The sequence below is a fragment of the Streptomyces sp. NPDC053493 genome (assembly GCF_044544825.1).
In the GTDB taxonomy this organism is placed as follows: Bacteria; Actinomycetota; Actinomycetes; order Streptomycetales; family Streptomycetaceae; genus Streptomyces.
This window is the reverse complement of sequence record NZ_JBITXS010000001.1, coordinates 656941-675672: the sequence shown is the minus strand read 5'-3', so window position 1 is coordinate 675672 and position 18732 is coordinate 656941. Positions and strand designations below refer to the sequence as shown.

Here is an 18732-nt window from a genome sequence, read left to right as displayed (position 1 = left end):
GGGACGACGATCAGCGGGACTCGGCCGGAAACGAACGAGACCACCCTGTGATCGTGAACGTCGTGCCGACGGGGGCCGTGGTGCTGAATACTGCGGTCATGGCCGGTCCGGTGCGGTGAGCTGGAGGGGACGGTCGCGTGAGCGAGATACCTGAGACGGCGAGCGGTGTCGTGTGGCAGAGCAGCCCGCCCGGGTCGATCTATGACTACATCCGGGTCGCCTCCTTCTCGATAGGCCCCGACGGGCTCGTCGAGCAGTGGAGCAGGCGCGCCGTCGAGCTCTTCGGAGTCACCGCCGAGGAGGCCCACGGCAAGGACCCCGTCGAGGCCTTCATGCCCTCCGACCTGCGCGAGCGCGGTCACCGCCGGGTCAGGGAGATCCTCGACGGCAGGGAGTGGACCGGTCTGGTCCCCTTCCGCATCCCGGGCGAGGACCGGCCCCACGGCATCGCCGAGATGTACGTGATGCCGAGCGAGACCCGGACCGGGGAACGCGGCGCGCTGTGCATCGTGGTCGACGTGCGGGCGCTGCGCCGCATCGAGACCGACCTCGCCGCCTCGCAGGCGATATTCGGCCAATCCCCTTTCGGTTTTCTGCTCTTCGGCACCGACCTCACCGTCAAGCGCGCCAACCGCCGCTTCGCCACCGTCTTCGGCGGCAACGCCGACGACCACCGGGGCCGCACCGTCCACGACTACCTCGCCCGGCCCGAGGCCGAGCGGATGACCGCGGCGCTCCGCAAGGTCCTGGAGACCGGCGAGGCCGTCACCGACTTCCAGATCATCGGCGCCGCGCCCGGCGCAAAGGACCGGCGCCACTGGTCCATCAACCTCTACCGCGTGCACAGCGGCACCGGCCGTCCCGTCGGCGTCGCCGGACTCGGCATCGACGTCACCCGGCGCCACAACGCCGCCCGCGAGGCCGCCAGCGCCCGCCGCAACCTCGCCCTCCTCAACGAGGCCGGCGCCCGCATCGGCAACTCCCTCGACCTGGAGGCCACCGCCCGCGAACTCCTCGACGTCGCCGTACCCGGCTTCTGCGACCTCGCCGCCGTCGACCTCTACCAAGGGCTGCTCACCGGCGACGAGGCCCCGCCCGGACGCTGGGGCAGCTCCCACGACGTCGGCTACGGCTCCGGCAGCGCCGAACTGCGCCGGGTCGCCGTCGCCAGCGCCGTGTCCCACGCCCCGCCGCGCGTCGGCAAACTCCGCACCGGCGGCGACGACGAAGCGCTCAAGACGGCCGACCCCGCCCGGACCGCCGGGACCGCCGGGACCGCCCGGGCCGGCGCCGTCGACGGCGACATCTGTTGCGACACCCGTCCCGTCGAGGTCGGCTCCGTCCACCGCTATCCCTTCAACTCGCCCTGCGCCGGAGCCCTGCGCACCGGCCGCGTCAGCACCGTGCCCGGCGCCGACGGCAGCCTCGTCCAGTCCACCCTGGTCGTGCCGATGGTCGCCCACGACACCGTCGTCGGACTCGTGCAGTTCTCCCGCACCAAGGGCAGCGAACCCTTCGGCGAACGCGACCGCGCCCTCGCCGTCGAACTCGCCGCCCGCGCCGCCGTCTGCATCGACAACGCCCGCCTCTACCGGCGCGAACACGAACGGGCCCTCATCCTCCAGCGCAGCCTGCTGCCGCCCGGCGACCCGGAGGCCGCCGGACTCGACATCGCCTGCCGCTACCTGCCCGGCACCGTCGGCTCCGAGGTGGGCGGCGACTGGTTCGACGTCATCGAACTCCCCGGCCACCGCACCGCCCTGGTCATCGGCGACGTCATGGGCCGCGGCCTGCGCGCCGCCGTCGCCATGGGCGAACTGCGCACCGCCGTGCGCACCCTCGCCCAGCTCGACCTCGAACCCGCCGAGGTCCTCTCCCATCTCGACGAGATCGCCCGCGGACTCGGCGCGCCCGCCGGCGCCCAGAGCTCCGCCCGCGCCCACAAGGCCCGCGGCCCCGAACTCTCCGAGGTCTACCTCGCCACCTGCGTCTACGCGGTCTACGACCCGGTGACCCGCCGCTGCACCTTCGCCAACGCCGGCCACCTGCCGCCCGTGCTCGTCGAACCCGGCGAGGAGGCCCTGCTCCTCGACGTGCCGCCCGGGATGCCGCTCGGCGTCGGCGGCGAGCCCTTCGAGGAGGTCGAGGTGGAACTGCCCGAAGGCGCGCTGCTCGCGCTCTACACCGACGGGCTCGTCGAGTCCCGCGACCATCCGCTCGACGAGGGACTCGGCGCCTTCCGCACCGCGCTCGCCAACCCCGGCCGGCCGCTCGAGGACGTCTGCGACCACGTCCTGACCACCCTCGACACCCGGCACGGCGAGGACGACATCGCCCTGCTCATGGCCCGCATCCAGGGCCTGCCCAGCGAGGCCGTCGGCGACTGGCGCCTGCCGCGCGAACCCCGCTCGGTGGGCCGCGCCCGCGAACTGGCCCGCGCCCAGCTCACCACCTGGGAGCTCGAGCCCCTGGTCGACACCGTCGAACTGCTCGTCAGCGAACTCGTCACCAACGCCCTGCGCTACGGCGAGGGCGAGATCCGGCTGCGGCTCCTGCGCGACCGCACCCTGGTCTGCGAGGTGTGGGACGCGGGTCTCGTCCAGCCCCGGCGCCGCCGCGCCAAGGACACCGACGAGGGCGGCCGCGGACTGCAGCTGGTCGGACTGCTCAGTGCCGCCTGGGGCTCGCGCCGCACCCCGCGCGGCAAGACGGTGTGGTTCGAACTGCCGCTGCCGGACGGGGACGGAACCGCCGAGCCGACGGTCGACCAGCTGCTCAGCATGTTCTGACGGCCGGGCGGCGGGCCCGGCCCGGCCCCGGCCGGGCGGCCGCGGACCCCGGTCCTCATACGCTCCACGCGCCCCCGCCCAGGCGACCGCGCGTCGCGCCGCCGCCGAAACCGGCGGGGCCGCCCCCGAAACCGCCGCCGCCACCGCCGCCCTCACCATCAGCAGCGCCGCCCACACCATCACCCCCGGCAGCATCACCAGCAGCGCCGGTGCCACCCTCACCACGTCCATCACGACCTCCCCCGAACGGTCCTGCGAGCACGATGCCGCCGAGCACGGCCCCACCGAGCCCGCCGCCCACGGCACCTTCCACCTCTGTTACACCGCCCAGGCCGTTCGGGTTCCCGTACGCCCGCACGTCCCGCTCCGCCAGTTCCTGCGCCGCCCGGGCCAGACCGTCCGCCCGCCGCGCCTCGGCGAGCGCCGGCCACGGATCGCCGGCGTCGCCCCGCTCCGCCCGCTCCAGGCGCCGCCGCGCCTCGGCGAGCCGGGTGCGGGCCTCGGCGCCGACGGCGCCGCGGTGCGTGCTGACGTAGGCGTCGGCGGCGCCGACCGCCGAACGGGCCGTCAGCGTCGCGTGGCCGAGCAGCGCCCCGGCCCGCACGCTGTCCGACGCGCCCTCCCGCCCGCCCCGCAGCACCTCGTCGAGCGCCCGGTCCGTCTCCGCGGTCCGGCGCAGGGCGTCGAGCGGGTCGGGGCGTCCGGAGTCCACCGCGGCGCGCACGACGGCCAGCACGGCCTCGGCGTGCGCGATCCGTCCTCGCAGGCCCACCGCCGTCGCCTCCGCCTCCGCCTCCGCCGTGTCCTCCACCGCCGCCGCAGTCGCCGCCGACGCGGCTGCCGTCCCCGCTCTCTCCGTCGTCCCTTCCTCCGCCGCCTCCTCGACTCCTTCCAGCAGTGCCCGCGCCTCGGCCAGGTCCGCCTGCGCGTCCTCGACCGCGCCGGGCAGCCGGCCGGCCGCCTCCGCGAGTTCCGCGGCCCGCCGGTCCACGGCCTCGGCCAGCCGCGCCGTCTGGTCGACGGCGCCCTCGGCGGCCCGGACCAGCGCGGCCGCGCCGCCGTGGTCGCCGCCGTCGAGCAGTTGCCGCGCACGGTTGATGCCGGCGGTCGCGAACACCAGCCGGTCCTTGGCCTGTTCGACGGCGCCGGAGACGGGAGCCGTCGCCGACTCCGCGTACCGCTCGCGCAACTCCGCCAGCGCCGCCTCCGCCGTACCCACCCGGCCGGTCTGCTCGCGGAACGCCGCCTCGACGGCGGCCAGCGCGTCCGGCGTGTCCCGCTCCAGACCCCGCAGCCGGTCGAAGTCGGCCACCTCGGCGTCGAGGCGGCCGTCGGCGTCGGCGCAGCGCCGCAGGATCTCCTCCAGTACGGCCCGCCGGGTCGCGTCGTCCCGGGGCACCCGGTCGTCCAGCCGCTGCCGGAGCCGGAACGCCTCGGCCAGCTCGCCCCGCGCCTGCCGCACCGCCTCGGTGTAGCGGATGACCGCCGTCTCGCCGAACCGGGCGGCGGCCCAGCGCAGTTCCTCCGCGCTGGTGCGCACGGCGTCGTCGGCGGCGACGAGCGCCCGCCGGGTCCGCTGGTCCAGCTCGTCGAACGGCGGACCGGGCGGCACCTTCGGCGAGCCCCAGCCCGCGCCGCCGCCCGCCGCGCCCCAGCCGCGGCCGCCGCCCGGCGTGGTGCGGGTCGCGGTCCTGCGCCGGCGCTTGGTGAAGGTGTAGGCGGCGGCGACGGCCGCGCCGCCGACCAGGGCGACCGGAAGGACGAGATCGGTGGCGGAGGCCGAGCCGTCGGAGCCGCTGTCCGTCGCGGCCGGCGGGCCGAACCGCCGCTCGATGGCCGGCGCCGCCCGCGCGGGCTCGTCGGCGTGGGCGCCCGGCACGGCGGGCACGATCAGCCACCACGCCGCCGCCGGCACCGAGAGCAGGGCCCGGGCGGCTTTTCGCGTCACAAAAGGGAGGTTATGTCCGGGATCGTGGGCCCGCGACCGGGCCGGGCATCGAGCGCGGAAACCATTCTCCACAGGCCGTCGTCACTGTCGGTAGCCGTCGCTACGGTAGTGACGGTGAGTGAGCAGTGACGCGACGACCCTCGGGGGCCCGGTGAACGGACGATGGAAGAGCGTGTGGCGACGAGGCCGCTGGTGGGTCCTCGGACTCGTCCTCCTGCTCGTGCTGCCCGTGCTCGCCGCGGGCACGGCCCTGCGCCTGAACTACACCGGCGATCCCGGCGCGGGGACCACGACCCGCGGCAAGGACGCCGTCTGGCTCGGCCACGCCTGGGTCGACGGCCGGAAGAAGGACGCCGACGTCGCCGCGTTCGCCGCGCGGATCAAGGGCACCGGCATCCGCGACCTGTACGTCCACGCCGGCCCGCTGGAGCACGACGGCACCCTGCCGCCCGCCCGTCACCCGCGGGCCCGCTGGCTCGTCGACGCCGTCCACCGCACGATGCCCGGCATACGGGTGCACGCCTGGCTGGGCGACGTCCTCGCCACCGAGGGCCCCGACGGGCTGCGCCTGGAGGACGCCGGCACCCGGGCCGCCGTGGTGGCCTCGGCCCGGCAGGTCCTCGACGCGGGCTTCGAGGGCGTCCACTTCGACTTGGAGCCGCTGCACTCCGACGACCGTCACTACCTGTCGCTGCTCGACGACCTCGGCGCGCTGACCCGGCCCCGCAAGGCGCCGCTGTCGGTCGCCGCCCACCAGATAGACCCGCTGCCGGCCGCCCACCGCGTCCTGGGCGCGCTCAGCGGCAGCGAGAAGTGGTGGTCGCAGGAGTTCTTCGGCGAGGTCGCCCGCCGCGTCGACCAGATCGCCGTCATGTCGTACGACACGTGGATGCCGCTGGAGGGCCTGTACGGCGGCTATGTCGCCCAGCAGACCAGCCTCGCCCTGGAGGTGACGCCCGAGGACACCGACCTGCTCATGGGACTGCCCTTCTTCCACGAGGACGACCTCGGCCACCACGAGTCGGCCGAGACCGTCACCGCCGCCGTCCGCGGCGCCCGCCTCGGCCTCGCCCGCACGGACCGGGACCGCGAGCGCTTCGGCCTCGCGCTGTACGTGGACTTCGCGGCCGAGGAGGCCGACTGGCGGGCCTACCGCGACGGCTGGCACTGACGGCCGGCCCGCACGAGCCGGCCCCGCACCACCCGGTCCGCACCACCCGGTCCGCACGAGCCGGCCCCTACGTCCGCCGCCGGCGGATCTTGTCGCCCAGCCACACCACCGGGTCGTACTTCCGGTCGACGACCCGTTCCTTCATCGGGATCAGCGCGTTGTCCGTGATCCGGATGTCCTCCGGGCAGACCTCCGTGCAGCACTTGGTGATGTTGCAGTAGCCGAGGCCGTGCTCGTCCTGGGCGGTGGCGCGCCGGTCGAGGCCCGCCTCCTGCGCCGCGTCGAGCGGATGCATGTCGAGTTCGGCGATGCGCATGAGGAAGCGCGGGCCGGCGAAGACGGCCTTGTTCTCCTCGTGGTCGCGGACGACGTGGCAGGTGTTCTGGCACAGGAAGCACTCGATGCACTTGCGGAACTCCTGCGAGCGGTCGACGTCCTCCTGGCGCATCCGGTACTCGCCGGGCGCGAGCCCGGCGGGCGGCACGAAGGCCGGGATCTCCCGGGCCTTGGCGTAGTTGAAGGACACGTCCGTGACCAGGTCGCGGACGACCGGGAAGGCCCGCATCGGCGTCACCGTGACGGTCTCGTCCCGGCCGAAGACCGACATCCGGGTCATGCAGAGCAGCCGGGGCCGGCCGTTGATCTCGGCCGAGCAGGAGCCGCACTTGCCGGCCTTGCAGTTCCAGCGCACGGCCAGGTCCGGCGCCTGGGTGGCCTGCAGGCGGTGCACGATGTCGAGCACGACCTCGCCGTCGTGCACCTCCACCGTGTAGTCGGTCAGCGCGCCGCCGTCGGCGTCGCCCCGCCAGATCCGGAACTTCGCGTCGTACGTGCTCATGAGCCCAGCTCCTCCGCCGCGAGGTACTTCGCCAGCTCCTCCTGCTCGAAGAGGGCGAGCAGATCGCTCCTGATCGGCTCGGTGCGGACCCGCTCCAGGTCCACCCCGCCGCCCTCGGCCGCCCGGCACAGCAGGTTCACCGGCCGCCAGGCGCTGTCCATGCCGGGGTAGTCCTCGCGGGTGTGCCCGCCCCGGCTCTCCGTGCGCTCCAGCGCGGCCCGGGCCACGCACTCGCCGACGAGCAGCATGTTGCGCAGGTCCAGGGCGAGGTGCCAGCCGGGATTGAACTGCCGGTGGCCCTCGACGGCGACGCGCCCGGCCCGCTCGCGCAGCTCGGCGATCCGCTCCAGGGCCTCGGCCATCTCGCCCTCCCGCCGGATGATCCCGACGAGGTCGTTCATCGTCTGCTGGAGTTCCTGGTGGAGCGTGTACGGGTTCTCGGCGGCGGCGCCGAAGGACTCGCCGTCGAACGGGGCCAGGGCCTCGGCCCGGGCCGCCGCGACGGCCTCCTCGCCGACCTCGGCGGGGCCGGCCTGCGCCGCGTACCCGGCCGCGTACAGCCCGGCCCGCCGGCCGAACACCAGCAGGTCGGACAGCGAGTTCCCGCCGAGCCGGTTCGAGCCGTGCATGCCGCCCGCGACCTCGCCGGCCGCGTACAGACCCGGGACGCCCGTCGCGGCCGCCGTCTCCGAGTCGACGCCGACGCCGCCCATCACGTAGTGGCAGGTCGGCCCGACCTCCATCGCCTCGGCCGTGATGTCGACGTCGGCCAGCTCCTTGAACTGGTGGTACATCGACGGCAGCCGCCGCCGGATCACCTCGGCCGGCATCCGCGTCGACACGTCGAGGTAGACGCCGCCGTGTGGCGAGCCGCGGCCCGCCTTCACCTCGGAGTTGATCGCCCGGGCCACCTCGTCACGCGGCAGCAGCTCGGGCGGCCGCCGGTTGTTGTCCGGATCCTCGTACCAGCGGTCGCCCTCCTCCTCCGACTGCGCGTACTTCTCCTTGAAGACGTCGGGCACGTAGTCGAACATGAAGCGCCTGCCCTCGGAGTTGCGCAGCACCCCGCCGTCGCCGCGCACCGACTCGGTGACGAGGATCCCCTTCACCGACGGCGGCCAGACCATCCCGGTCGGATGGAACTGCACGAACTCCATGTTGACCAGCGGCGCCCCGGCGAGCAGCGCGAGCGCGTGCCCGTCGCCGGTGTACTCCCAGGAGTTGGACGTCACCTTGAAGGACTTGCCGATGCCGCCGGTCGCGAGGACGACGGCCGGCGCCTGGAGGACGAAGAAGCGGCCGGACTCCCGCTCGTAGCAGAAGACGCCCGCGACGCGCCCGAAGCCGTCCTTGAGGATCCGGGTGACCGTGCACTCCTGGAAGACCTTCAGACCGCTCTCGTAGTCGCCGGTCTCCCGGAAGTCGTCCTGCTGGAGCGAGACGATCTTCTGCTGGAGCGTGCGGATCAGCTCCAGACCGGTGCGGTCGCCGACGTGGGCGAGGCGCGGGTACTCGTGGCCGCCGAAGTTGCGCTGCGAGATCCGCCCGTCGGGAGTGCGGTCGAACAGCGCGCCCCAGGTCTCCAGCTCCCAGACCCGCTCCGGTGCCTCCTGGGCGTGGATCTCGGCCATCCGCCACTGGTTGAGGAACTTCCCGCCGCGCATGGTGTCGCGGAAGTGGATCTGCCAGGTGTCGTGCGGGTTGGCGTTGGCCATGGAGGCGGCGATGCCGCCCTCGGCCATCACCGTGTGCGCCTTGCCGAAGAGGGACTTGCAGATCACCGCCGTACGGGCGCCCTGCCGGCGCGCCTCGATCGCCGCGCGCAGCCCGGCGCCGCCCGCGCCGACCACGATCACGTCCCACCGCTGTCGTTCCGTGTCGGTCATCTCAGAAGAACCTCGGGTCGTCGAAGGCGCCGGTGGCGAGCAGATACACGTACAGGTCGCAGACGGCGACGCTGATCAGCGAGGCCCAGGCCAGCTGCATGTGGCGGCGGTTGAGCCGGCCCACCCAGGTCCACAGCCGGTAGCGGACGGGATGCTTCGAGAAGTGCCGCAGCCGGCCGCCGACGACGTGCCGGCAGGAGTGGCAGGACAGGGTGTACGCCCAGATGAGGACGATGTTGAGGAGGAAGACGAGCGTTCCGAGGCCCGCGTGGCCCCAGGAGTAGGAGGCGTCCCGGAAGGTGAGCGCGGTGTCGTAGGTGAGGACGCCGGCGACCGGGAGGGCCAGGTAGAAGAAGTAGCGGTGGACGTTCTGCAGGACGAGCGGAAGGCGGGTCTCGCCGGTGTACGTGCGGTGGGGCTCGGCGACCGCGCAGGCCGGGGGAGAGGCCCAGAAGCCCCGGTAGTAGGCCTTGCGGTAGTAGTAGCAGGTCAGCCGGAAGCCGAGCGGGAAGACCAGGATCAGCAGGGCGGGCGAGAGGCTCCACCAGCTGCCGAAGAGCGCCCAGTTGGGGCCGCCGCGCATGGGGACGCAGTTCTCGGCGAGGCAGGGCGAGTAGAACGGCGAGACGTAGGGCGCGGCGTAGTAGTGGGCGTTGGCGAAGGCCCGCCAGGTCGAGTAGGCGACGAAGGCGAGCAGTCCGGCCGCGGTGCCGGCGGGCGCCAGCCACCAGCGGTCGGTGCGCAGATGGCGGGCGGCGAGGGAGGCGCGCCCCGCGGAGCGCACCCCCGTCGCCGCGGCGGGTTCGGTACCTGTGGCCAACAGGGCCTCCTCGGCTCCCGGGGATGTCCCCCTACGGCGCGTGGCGGTCGCGTGCTCCCAGACCCTCGTCGTCGGTGTCGGTCCACAGTCCGCTGTCGTACGGGGCGTCGGGGATGGTCACCACGTTCTCGGCGCGGCCTCTGGGCGGCGCCGTGGGCGCGGCCCGCTCCGTCCCGGCGCGGCGTTCCAGCTGTTCGACCGTCTGTTCCAGGTCGTGCAGGCGACGCTTGACGGCCGCCAGGTCGTCCTGAAGGGACATGGTTGCCCTCACTTCCGCGAGCGCGGGTCACACGCGAGTGTCGCGCGTCACATCCCGCTTGTGAAGCCGTGTGCACCTGATTCCACTCGTCCGGAGCGCCCCGGCGGGCGGGCGATTGGGCCGCACGAGTGGGGTTTGCCGGCCGTGCCGCCGTGTCGTCGCCACCGGATCCGCTCCGTCCTTTTCAGTGTATGAGCAATAGGTGTGATCATCTCCAAATGGCATGAAACTGGACGAAGGGGTACAAGTCATGTCCCAGGTCGGCGCCCCTCGCGGGAGGACATGCTCCAGGAGCCCCCGCTCCCGCACGCTCCGCTCCGTCGCGACCCTCGGCAGCGCGGTCCTCGCGCTCACCGTCCTCGCCGGTTGCGGCTCCGGCGACGGCGGCGACGAGCCGCCCGCCGCCGCCCAGGACAACGCGCCGGCCGCGCGCGACCAGGTCGCCGACGGAGGAACGCTGCGCTGGGCCGTCGACGCGCTGCCCACCACCCTCAACGCCTTCCAGGCCGACGCCGACGGCGCCACCTCCAGGATCGCCGGAGCCGTGCTCCCCGCCCTCCACACCCTCGACGAGCGCGGCCGGCCGAAGCTCAACCCCGACTACCTGGAGTCCGCCCAGGTCATCGAGACCGAGCCCCGGCAGGTCGTGCTCTACAAGCTCAACCAGCAGGCCGTGTGGAGCGACGGGCGCGAGATCGGCGCAGCGGACTTCGTCGCCCAGTGGCGCGCGCTCAGCGGCCGGGACACCGCCTACTGGACGGCCCGCAACGCGGGCTACGAGCGGATCGAGAAGATCGAGCGCGGCAAGAACGACCTGGAGGTACGGGTCACCTTCGCCAAGCCGTACGCCGACTGGCGCTCGCTGTTCACGCCGCTCTACCCGAAGGAGGTGATGGGCACCCCGAACACCTTCAACGACGGGGCCCGCACCGCCCTCAAGGCCACTGCAGGACCGTTCCTGCTCAAGACGATCGACCGCAAGAACGGCACCGTCACCCTCGCCCGCAACCCCCGCTGGTGGGGCCAGGCGCCCAAGCTCGACACCCTCGTGCTCACCGCCGTGCCCCGCGCCGACCGGGCCGCCGCGCTCGCCGCCGGCAAGCTGGACCTGGCCGAGATCGACCGGGCCGTCGCCGAGCGGATCGCCCTCGCGGTACGGGACGCCCGGGCCGGCCGGGCCGGCGCGCAGCCCGCCCTCGCCCACGGCCCCGGCGCCGGGATCACGCCCGCCGCCGCCCTGAAGTCCTGGGCGCTCGCGCACGGCTCCGACCCCGAGAAGGCCGCCGAGGTGCAGGCCGCCCGCGAGCAGAACCAGCTGGCCGTCGCCCGCTACGCGACCGAGCAGAACGGCCTCGCCCGGTTCGTGGTCCGCAAGTCCCTGGAGCCCGCCTACACCCAGCTCTCGCTCAACGGCGAGTCCGGCCCGCTCGCCGACGAGCGGGTGCGCCGGGCGGTGGCCCGCGCGATCGACCGCCAGGAGCTGGCCGAGACCGTGCTCAAGCCGCTCGGCCTGCCGGCGAAGCCTCCGGGCAGCCATCTGGCCCTGCTCGGCCAGCCGGCCTACGCCGACAGCAGCGACGCGCTCGGCGGCCAGGACACCAAGGAGGCGCAGGCGCTGCTCGCGGACGCCGGCTGGGTGCCGGGCGGCGCGCTGAAGAAGCCGGGCGCCGGGACGAAGGCGGGCAGCGAGGCCGAGCCGAAGAAGGCCGCGGGCAAGCCGTCGGCGGCCGGCGCCGGGACCAAGGCCGGCCAGGCCGGGTCCGACGAGAAGAAGGGCCGGGACAAGGACGAGGACAAGGCCGGGAAGAAGGAGGGCGACGCCGCCTCCGACGAGGGCCTCTACATCGTCGGCGACGACAAGCCCGGCGAGCGGCCGGCGGCCGGCCCGGCGATCGGCCCCGCCGGTCCCGAGGAGCGGCCGGACGCCAAGCCGGCCGGCGCCGCCGGCGAGGCCAAGCCCGTGGCCGGCGCCTACGCGCCGCGCGGCAGCGCGGCCCCGGCCGCGCCCGCCGAGGCGGACGCGGCGAGCCGGTCGCTCGGCAAGGACGGCAAGCCGCTCAGCCTCCGCTTCGTGCTGCCGTCCGGGCCCGGCTCGGAGTCGCTGCGCGCGGTCGGCGACCGGATCGTCCGGATGCTCGACGCCGTGGGCATCCGTACCGAGGTCACCAAGGTCTCGGACGAGAGCTTCTTCAAGGACCACATCGCCTCGGGCGACTACGACCTGGCGCTCTACTCCTGGCCCGCGACCGCCTTCCCGGCGACCGACGCCCGGCCGATCTACGCCAAGCCGGAGCCGGCCTCCGACGGCTCGCTCCTGGTCGAGCAGAACTACGCGCGGGTCGGCACCGACCGCATCGACCAGCTCTTCGACCAGGCGGCGGCCACCCTCGACGAGGAGGAGGCCCGTGACCTGGTGCGCCAGGCCGACGCACGGATCTGGGCCGCGGCCGGCTCGATCCCGCTCTACCAGCGTCCTCAGCTGGTCGCGGCCAGGAACGATCTGCTGAACGCCGGCGCCTGGGGCTTCGCCGCCCCGCGCTACCAGGACATCGGCTTCAAGAAGCCGGAGTCGGCCCGCGGCGCCGAGCGCAACACGAACGGATAGCCCCGGGGACCGTGAAGCTCAGGCCCCCTGGGCCTGGGCGCTCCAGCCGCTGGGCTCCGGCGCCCCCTCGGCCTCGCGGCCCCGGCACCAAAGCCATCCCATTACCCGAAAGTAGCCGAAACTCCAAGTCGCAAGCTCAGAACCAGCTCAATTTCCTTGCCCGCCGGTGATCCCGGCGGGCAGGATCACGTCGGCCCCTTGACCCGGTCGCACCACCCTCCCCACACCCTGAAACCTCCCAGTAGACCCTCTCGGATCCCTCCGGGGAAGCCCCTTGCACGGCGGCCCCGTACCATAGGACATAGCCGTGGCGCGTCCGCCCGGCGGGCGTATAGAGGAACTGACGCCGATTCCCACGATCCGAGAGAAGCGCAAGCCACCCATGCCCACGCGCCACGACATCCGTAACGTCGCCATCGTCGCCCACGTCGACCACGGCAAGACGACCATCGTCGACGCCATGCTCAAGCAGGCCGGTGCCTTCGCCGCCCACCAGCAGCTCGACGACCGCATGATGGACTCGAACGACCTGGAGCGTGAGAAGGGCATCACGATCCTCGCCAAGAACACGGCGGTGAAGTACCACCCCAAGGACGGCGGGGCCCCGATCACGATCAACATCATCGACACCCCCGGCCACGCCGACTTCGGCGGCGAGGTCGAGCGCGGTCTGTCGATGGTCGACGCCGTCGTCCTCCTCGTGGACGCCTCCGAGGGTCCGCTGCCCCAGACCCGCTTCGTGCTGCGCAAGGCCCTCCAGGCGCGCATGCCGGTGATCCTCTGCATCAACAAGACGGACCGCCCGGACTCCCGGATCGACGAGGTCGTCAACGAGACCTACGACCTCTTCCTGGACCTGGACGCCGACGAGGACCAGATCGAGTTCCCGATCGTCTACGCCTGCGGCCGCGACGGCATCGCCTCGCTGACCAAGCCGGAGGACGGCACCGTCCCGGCGGACTCCACCAACCTGGAGCCGTTCTTCTCCACCATCCTCGAGCACGTCCCGGCCCCGACGTACGAGGAGGACGCGCCGCTCCAGGCCCACGTCACCAACCTCGACGCCGACAACTTCCTCGGCCGCATCGCGCTGCTCCGCGTCGAGCAGGGCGAGCTGCGCAAGGGCCAGACGGTCGCGTGGATCAAGCGTGACGGCACCATCCAGAACGTCCGCATCTCCGAGCTGATGATGACCGAGGCGCTCACCCGCAAGCCGGCCGAGGTCGCCGGCCCCGGTGACATCTGTGCCGTCGCCGGTATCCCGGACATCATGATCGGCGAGACCCTCGCCGACCCGGAGAACCCGGTCGCGCTCCCGCTGATCACGGTCGACGAGCCGGCCATCTCCATGGTCATCGGCACCAACACCTCGCCGCTGGTCGGCCGCGGCGGCACCGGCAAGGGCGCGGACGCCAAGTCCGCGGTCAAGGACCGCAAGGTCACCGCCCGCCAGGTCAAGGACCGCCTCGACCGCGAGCTGATCGGTAACGTCTCGCTGCGCGTCCTGGACACCGAGCGTCCGGACGCCTGGGAGGTCCAGGGCCGTGGCGAGCTCGCGCTCGCCATCCTGGTCGAGCAGATGCGCCGTGAGGGCTTCGAGCTGACCATCGGCAAGCCGCAGGTCGTCACCAAGGAGGTCGACGGCAAGGTCCACGAGCCGGTCGAGCGCATGACGATCGACGTGCCCGAGGAGCACATGGGCGCCGTCACCCAGCTCATGGGCGTCCGCAAGGGCCGCATGGACAACATGTCGAACCACGGCTCCGGCTGGGTCCGCATGGAGTTCGTCGTTCCGTCCCGTGGCCTCATCGGCTTCCGTACGGAGTTCCTGACCCAGACCCGCGGCACCGGCATCGCGCACTCGATCCACGAGGGCCACGAGCCGTGGTTCGGCCCGCTGCAGACCCGTAACAACGGTTCGCTGGTCGCCGACCGCGCCGGTTCGGTCACCGCCTTCGCGATGACCAACCTCCAGGAGCGCGGTGTGCTGTTCACCGAGCCCGGCACCGAGGTGTACGAGGGCATGATCGTCGGCGAGAACTCGCGCTCCGACGACATGGACGTGAACATCACCAAGGAGAAGAAGCTCACCAACATGCGCTCCTCCTCGGCCGACTCCTTCGAGGCGATCGTCCCGCCGCGCAAGCTCTCCCTGGAGCAGTCCCTGGAGTTCTGCCGCGACGACGAGTGCGTCGAGGTGACCCCGGAGGCGGTCCGCATCCGTAAGGTGAACCTGGACCAGCGCGAGCGCGCCCGCGCCGCCTCCCGCGCCAAGAACGGCTGACGCCTGGGCTGTTGGGCAGTCTGCCCGGAAGCTCACATTCAGGGTCCGGCCCCCCGTACTGTGTACGGGGGGCCGGACCCTTTCTCTACGTTTCGTCAACCTCGTTTCATCGGACGAGTGTCCGGATATCGGTCGTCGCTCTCCGGAACGTGTGGTAACAGTCCGTTTCGTCGCTGTCTGTCTGTGCTCGCTTTGTCCGGATTTCGGTCTTCGGGGCCCTGGTGATGTTGTCAAACCGAGACCACTTAAGTGTGGTTTACGGCCCGGACGTACTTAATAGTTGGCTCCATTGAGCTCGGGTCAATGGGTCACGCACTGTGGGGAGTGCCGACTCACGAGCACACTCGGGGCACTTGAGTGCAACGCCGTCAGGGGTGTCGGCAGAACTCGAAGTGCCCCTCTTGTAGTGACAAGTGGACTCATGAGGAGGAACCCCATGCGCGGTGCCAAGAGCGCCAAGTGGGTAACGGGCGCGATCATCGTCGCCCTGGCAGCGACCGCCTGTGGCGGGGGCAAGAGCGACGGCGGCTCCGACGCCAAGGGCAAGGTGGACCCGAACGGGATCTTCTCGATCGAGCTCGGTGAGCCGGAGAAGCCCCTCTACACCGGTGACACGATGGAGTCCAACGGCTCCGCGGTCATGTCCGGCCTGTTCTCGACCCTGGTCGACTACAAGGCCGACGGCTCGCTCGAGATGATCAACGCCGAGTCGGTCACCACCACCGACTCCAAGACGTGGACCGTCAAGCTCAAGCCGGGCTGGACCTTCCACGACGGCACCCCGGTCACGTCCAAGTCCTTCGTGGACGCGTGGAACTGGAACGCCAACGTCACCAACGCCCAGGGCCTCTCGTCCTGGTTCGCCGACGTCAAGGGCTTCGACAAGGTCCACCCGGAGGGCGAGGGCGCCAAGCCCACCGCCGACAAGATGGACGGTCTGAAGGTCGTCGACGACACCACCTTCACCATCGAGCTCACGAAGCCGGTTCCGTACTTCGCGCACAAGCTCGCCTACATCGTCTTCGCGCCGCTGCCGGAGTCCTTCTACAAGGACCCGAAGGCCGCGGGCCAGAAGCCGGTCGGCAACGGTCCCTACAAGTTCAAGAGCTGGGACCACAAGAAGCAGATCGAGATCACCCGCTTCGACGGCTACAAGGGCCCGAACAAGGCGAAGAACGGCGGTGTGGTCTTCAAGAACTACACCACCCTCGAGGCCGCGTACGAGGACCTGAAGTCCGGCAACGTCGACGTCCTGCGTCAGCTCGCCCCGAAGGACCTGCCGGTCTACCGCCAGGACCTCGGCGACCGCGCCGTGGACCAGCCGTACTCCGCGATCCAGACCATCGCCGTCGCCTTCTACTCCGACCAGTGGAAGAAGCCGAAGGCGATCGACCCCAAGGTCATCCAGGGTCTGTCGATGGCGATCGACCGCGCCACCATCACCAAGACGGTGCTGAACGGCACCCGCGAGCCCGCGACCGGCTGGGTCGCCAAGGGCGTCCTGGGCTTCCAGGAGAACGCGGCCGGCGACGTCACCAAGTACGACCCGGCGAAGGCCAAGGAGCTCATCAAGGCCGGCGGCGGCGTCCCCGGCAACAAGATCTCCATCCAGTACAACGCCGACGGCGGTCACAAGGAGTGGGTGGAGGCCGTCTGCAACTCCATCCAGCAGGCCACCGGCGTCCAGTGTGTCGGTGACGGCAAGCCGGACTTCCAGGCCGACCTGACCGCGCGCAAGACCAAGCAGGTCAAGTCCCTGTACCGGTCCGGCTGGGTGCTCGACTACCCGGTGAACGCCAACTTCATCTCGGACCTGTTCCGCACGGGTGCGGGCGGCAACCAGGGTGACTTCTCGAACAAGGAGCTGGACGCCAAGATCGCGGCGGCCGACTCGGCCAAGACCCTCGACGAGTCCGTCAAGGCGTACCAGGCCATCGAGAAGGACCTGATCAACTACATGCCGTCGATCCCGCTCTGGTACTACAAGGTCAACGCGGGCTACTCGGAGAACGTCTCCGGCGTGGCGTACGGCCAGGACGGCGACCCGATCCTGACCGGCGTCGAGGTCAAGAAGTAATCACCCAAGCGTAGTCCGCTCGCCGTCGCGGGGCTGACCGTTCGTCAGCCCCGCCCCGGCGCCTTACGCAGTGGCTGGGGGGCCCTTCCACGACATCGGCATGCCCAAATGAGGGCAGCCCGTCGCGGGAGGGCCCGTCGGCTGCGGCCGTCACATCTCAACGGAGGCATGATGGGGCGCTATGTCGCACGACGACTGCTCCAGATGATCCCGGTCTTCCTCGGGACAACCCTGCTGATCTTCCTCATGGTTCACGCCCTGCCCGGTGACCCCGTGCTGGCGATGTTCGGTGACAAGGGCGCGGATCCCGCGACCCTCGCCGCCAAGCGCCATGAGCTGGGTCTCGACAAGTCGCTGCCGGAGCAGTACTTCGTCTACATGCGGGACATGATCCTGCACTTCGACTTCGGCAACCAGATCCGCAACGGTCGCCCGGTCACCGAGGTCCTTGGAGCCGCGTTCCCCGTCACGCTCCAGCTGGCGTGCCTGGCCTTCGCGTTCGAGCTCATCTTCGGCATCGGCCTCGGCATCATCGGTGGCCTGAAGGCCGGCAGGCTCGCCGACAACGCGATCCTGATCTTCACCCTGCTGATCATCTCGATCCCGGTCTTCGTGCTCGGCTTCATCATCAAGATGGTGTTCGCGTTCAACCTGGGCTGGATCGCCCCGAACGTCAGCAACGACGTGCTGTGGTCCGAGCTGATCGCCCCGGCGGTCGTCCTCGGTGGTCTGTCCCTCGCGTACGTGACCCGTCTGACCCGTACGTCCATGGCGGAGAACCTGCGCGCCGACTACATGCGCACGGCCGTCGCCAAGGGCCTGCCGAAGCGCCGCATCATCGGTGTGCACCTGATGCGCAACTCGATGATCCCGGTCATCACCTTCCTGGGCACCGACATCGGCGCGCTCATGGGCGGCGCGGTCGTCACCGAGAAGATCTTCAACATCAAGGGCGTCGGTGGTCTGATCGCCGAGTCGATCTCCCGTCGCGAGGGCACGACCCTGGTCGGCCTCGTCACCGTCCTGGTGATCGTCTACCTCGTCACCAGCCTGCTCATCGACCTGCTGTACGCGGTCCTGGACCCGAGGATCCGGTATGCCTGACGTGACCAACACCGCCTCCGCCGTCGAGGACGCCATCGCTCCTCCGACGGCCGGGGCGCCCGCGGCTGCCGCGCCGACGCAGGAGAAGACGCGCTCCCTGTGGGGCGACGCCTGGCGGGACCTGCGCCGCAACCCGTACTTCATCGTCTCGTCGGTGCTGATCCTCTTCCTGCTGACGATCGCCGCCTTCCCGGGCGTCTTCACCAGCGCCTCGCCGACCGCCGGTGACCTGGTGAAGCACTACCTGGGCAAGCCGGACCTCGCGAACTTCGGCCAGCCCGACTGGCTCGGCTACGACGGCCAGGGCCGCTCGGTGTACGCCCGCATGATCCACGGCACCCGTGCCTCGATCATCGTCGGCATCGCCGTCACCGTGATCGTCACCGTGCTCGGCGGTCTCGTCGGCATGATCGCCGGCTACTTCGGTGGCGTCGTCGACGCGATCCTCTCCCGGATCGTCGACATCTTCTTCGGCATCCCGTTCCTGCTCGGTGCCATGGTCGTCCTGCAGTCCTTCACCGACCGCACCGTGATGGTCATCGTCGGCGCGCTGGCCTTCCTCGGCTGGACGCAGATGGCCCGCGTCATGCGCGGTGCCGTGATCACCGTCAAGCAGGCCGACTACGTGCACGCCGCCAAGGCACTCGGCGCGAGCACCTCGCGGATCCTGTTCAAGCACATCCTGCCGAACGCCATGGCGCCGGTGATCGTCGTCGCGACGATCTCGCTCGGCGGCTACATCTCCGCCGAGGCGACCCTGTCCTACCTGGGTCTCGGCTTCGCCTCGCCGACCGTCTCCTGGGGTGTCGACATCTCCACCGCCGTCGACCAGATCCGAGTGGCCCCGCACATCCTGCTCTGGCCGTCGATCATGCTGAGCATCACCGTCCTGGCGTTCATCATGCTCGGCGAAGCAGTCCGCAACGCCCTCGACCCGAAGCTGCGCTGAGG

General features: G+C 71.5%; 12 protein-coding genes. 7 read left to right on the top strand and 5 right to left on the bottom strand.

What is annotated here, in order from left to right:
* Positions 1 to 137: 137 nt before the first annotated feature.
* The gene (locus ACIGO8_RS02940) at positions 138 to 2789 is read left to right on the top strand and encodes a SpoIIE family protein phosphatase (protein WP_399723089.1); all 2652 of its coding nucleotides are present in this window, start codon (positions 138 to 140) and stop codon (positions 2787 to 2789) included.
* A 55-nt stretch (positions 2790 to 2844) separates the two neighbouring features.
* On the opposite strand, the gene ACIGO8_RS02935 is transcribed toward ACIGO8_RS02940, so the two are convergent.
* Positions 2845 to 4737: a TPM domain-containing protein gene (locus ACIGO8_RS02935; RefSeq protein WP_399723087.1), complete on the bottom strand. Its 1893-nt coding sequence runs from the start codon at positions 4735 to 4737 to the stop codon at positions 2845 to 2847.
* 151 nt (positions 4738 to 4888) lie between these two features.
* Between ACIGO8_RS02935 and ACIGO8_RS02930 the strand changes: the two genes are divergently transcribed.
* Complete coding sequence (locus ACIGO8_RS02930; RefSeq protein WP_399723086.1) at positions 4889 to 5908, top strand: hypothetical protein; 1020 nt, start codon at positions 4889 to 4891, stop codon at positions 5906 to 5908.
* Positions 5909 to 5975: 67 nt separating this feature from the next.
* On the opposite strand, the gene ACIGO8_RS02925 is transcribed toward ACIGO8_RS02930, so the two are convergent.
* From ACIGO8_RS02925 to ACIGO8_RS02910, 4 genes are read right to left on the bottom strand one after another with little or no spacing between them, the layout of a single operon-like run.
* Complete coding sequence (locus ACIGO8_RS02925) at positions 5976 to 6746, bottom strand: succinate dehydrogenase/fumarate reductase iron-sulfur subunit (RefSeq protein ID WP_399723084.1); 771 nt, start codon at positions 6744 to 6746, stop codon at positions 5976 to 5978.
* On the bottom strand, positions 6743 to 8632 hold the full coding sequence (locus ACIGO8_RS02920) for a fumarate reductase/succinate dehydrogenase flavoprotein subunit (RefSeq protein ID WP_399723083.1): 1890 nt from the start codon (positions 8630 to 8632) through the stop codon (positions 6743 to 6745). Before ACIGO8_RS02920 ends, ACIGO8_RS02925 begins: the two co-directional genes overlap by 4 nt.
* A 1-nt stretch (position 8633) precedes the next feature.
* Positions 8634 to 9452, bottom strand: a complete 819-nt coding sequence (locus ACIGO8_RS02915; protein WP_399723081.1) for a hypothetical protein — start codon at positions 9450 to 9452, stop codon at positions 8634 to 8636.
* A 31-nt stretch (positions 9453 to 9483) separates the two neighbouring features.
* Entirely contained in the window at positions 9484 to 9711 is a 228-nt protein-coding gene (locus tag ACIGO8_RS02910; protein WP_399723079.1) for a hypothetical protein, read from the bottom strand.
* 250 nt (positions 9712 to 9961) lie between these two features.
* Between ACIGO8_RS02910 and ACIGO8_RS02905 the strand changes: the two genes are divergently transcribed.
* From ACIGO8_RS02905 to ACIGO8_RS02885, 5 genes are all read left to right on the top strand, one after another.
* Complete coding sequence (locus tag ACIGO8_RS02905) at positions 9962 to 12316, top strand: ABC transporter family substrate-binding protein (RefSeq protein WP_399723077.1); 2355 nt, start codon at positions 9962 to 9964, stop codon at positions 12314 to 12316.
* Between the two features lie 382 nt (positions 12317 to 12698).
* Entirely contained in the window at positions 12699 to 14600 is a 1902-nt protein-coding gene (gene typA / locus ACIGO8_RS02900) for a translational GTPase TypA (protein ID WP_399723075.1), read from the top strand.
* A gap of 436 nt (positions 14601 to 15036) precedes the next feature.
* The gene (locus ACIGO8_RS02895; RefSeq protein ID WP_399723073.1) at positions 15037 to 16677 is read left to right on the top strand and encodes an ABC transporter substrate-binding protein; all 1641 of its coding nucleotides are present in this window, start codon (positions 15037 to 15039) and stop codon (positions 16675 to 16677) included.
* Between the two features lie 171 nt (positions 16678 to 16848).
* Positions 16849 to 17781 (top strand): ABC transporter permease, encoded by a 933-nt coding sequence (locus ACIGO8_RS02890; RefSeq protein WP_399724284.1) that lies wholly within the window; start codon positions 16849 to 16851, stop codon positions 17779 to 17781.
* Positions 17774 to 18730, top strand: coding sequence for an ABC transporter permease (locus ACIGO8_RS02885; protein ID WP_399723071.1), 957 nt, complete (start codon positions 17774 to 17776; stop codon positions 18728 to 18730). Before ACIGO8_RS02890 ends, ACIGO8_RS02885 begins: the two co-directional genes overlap by 8 nt.
* The last annotated feature ends 2 nt before the right edge of the window (positions 18731 to 18732 follow it).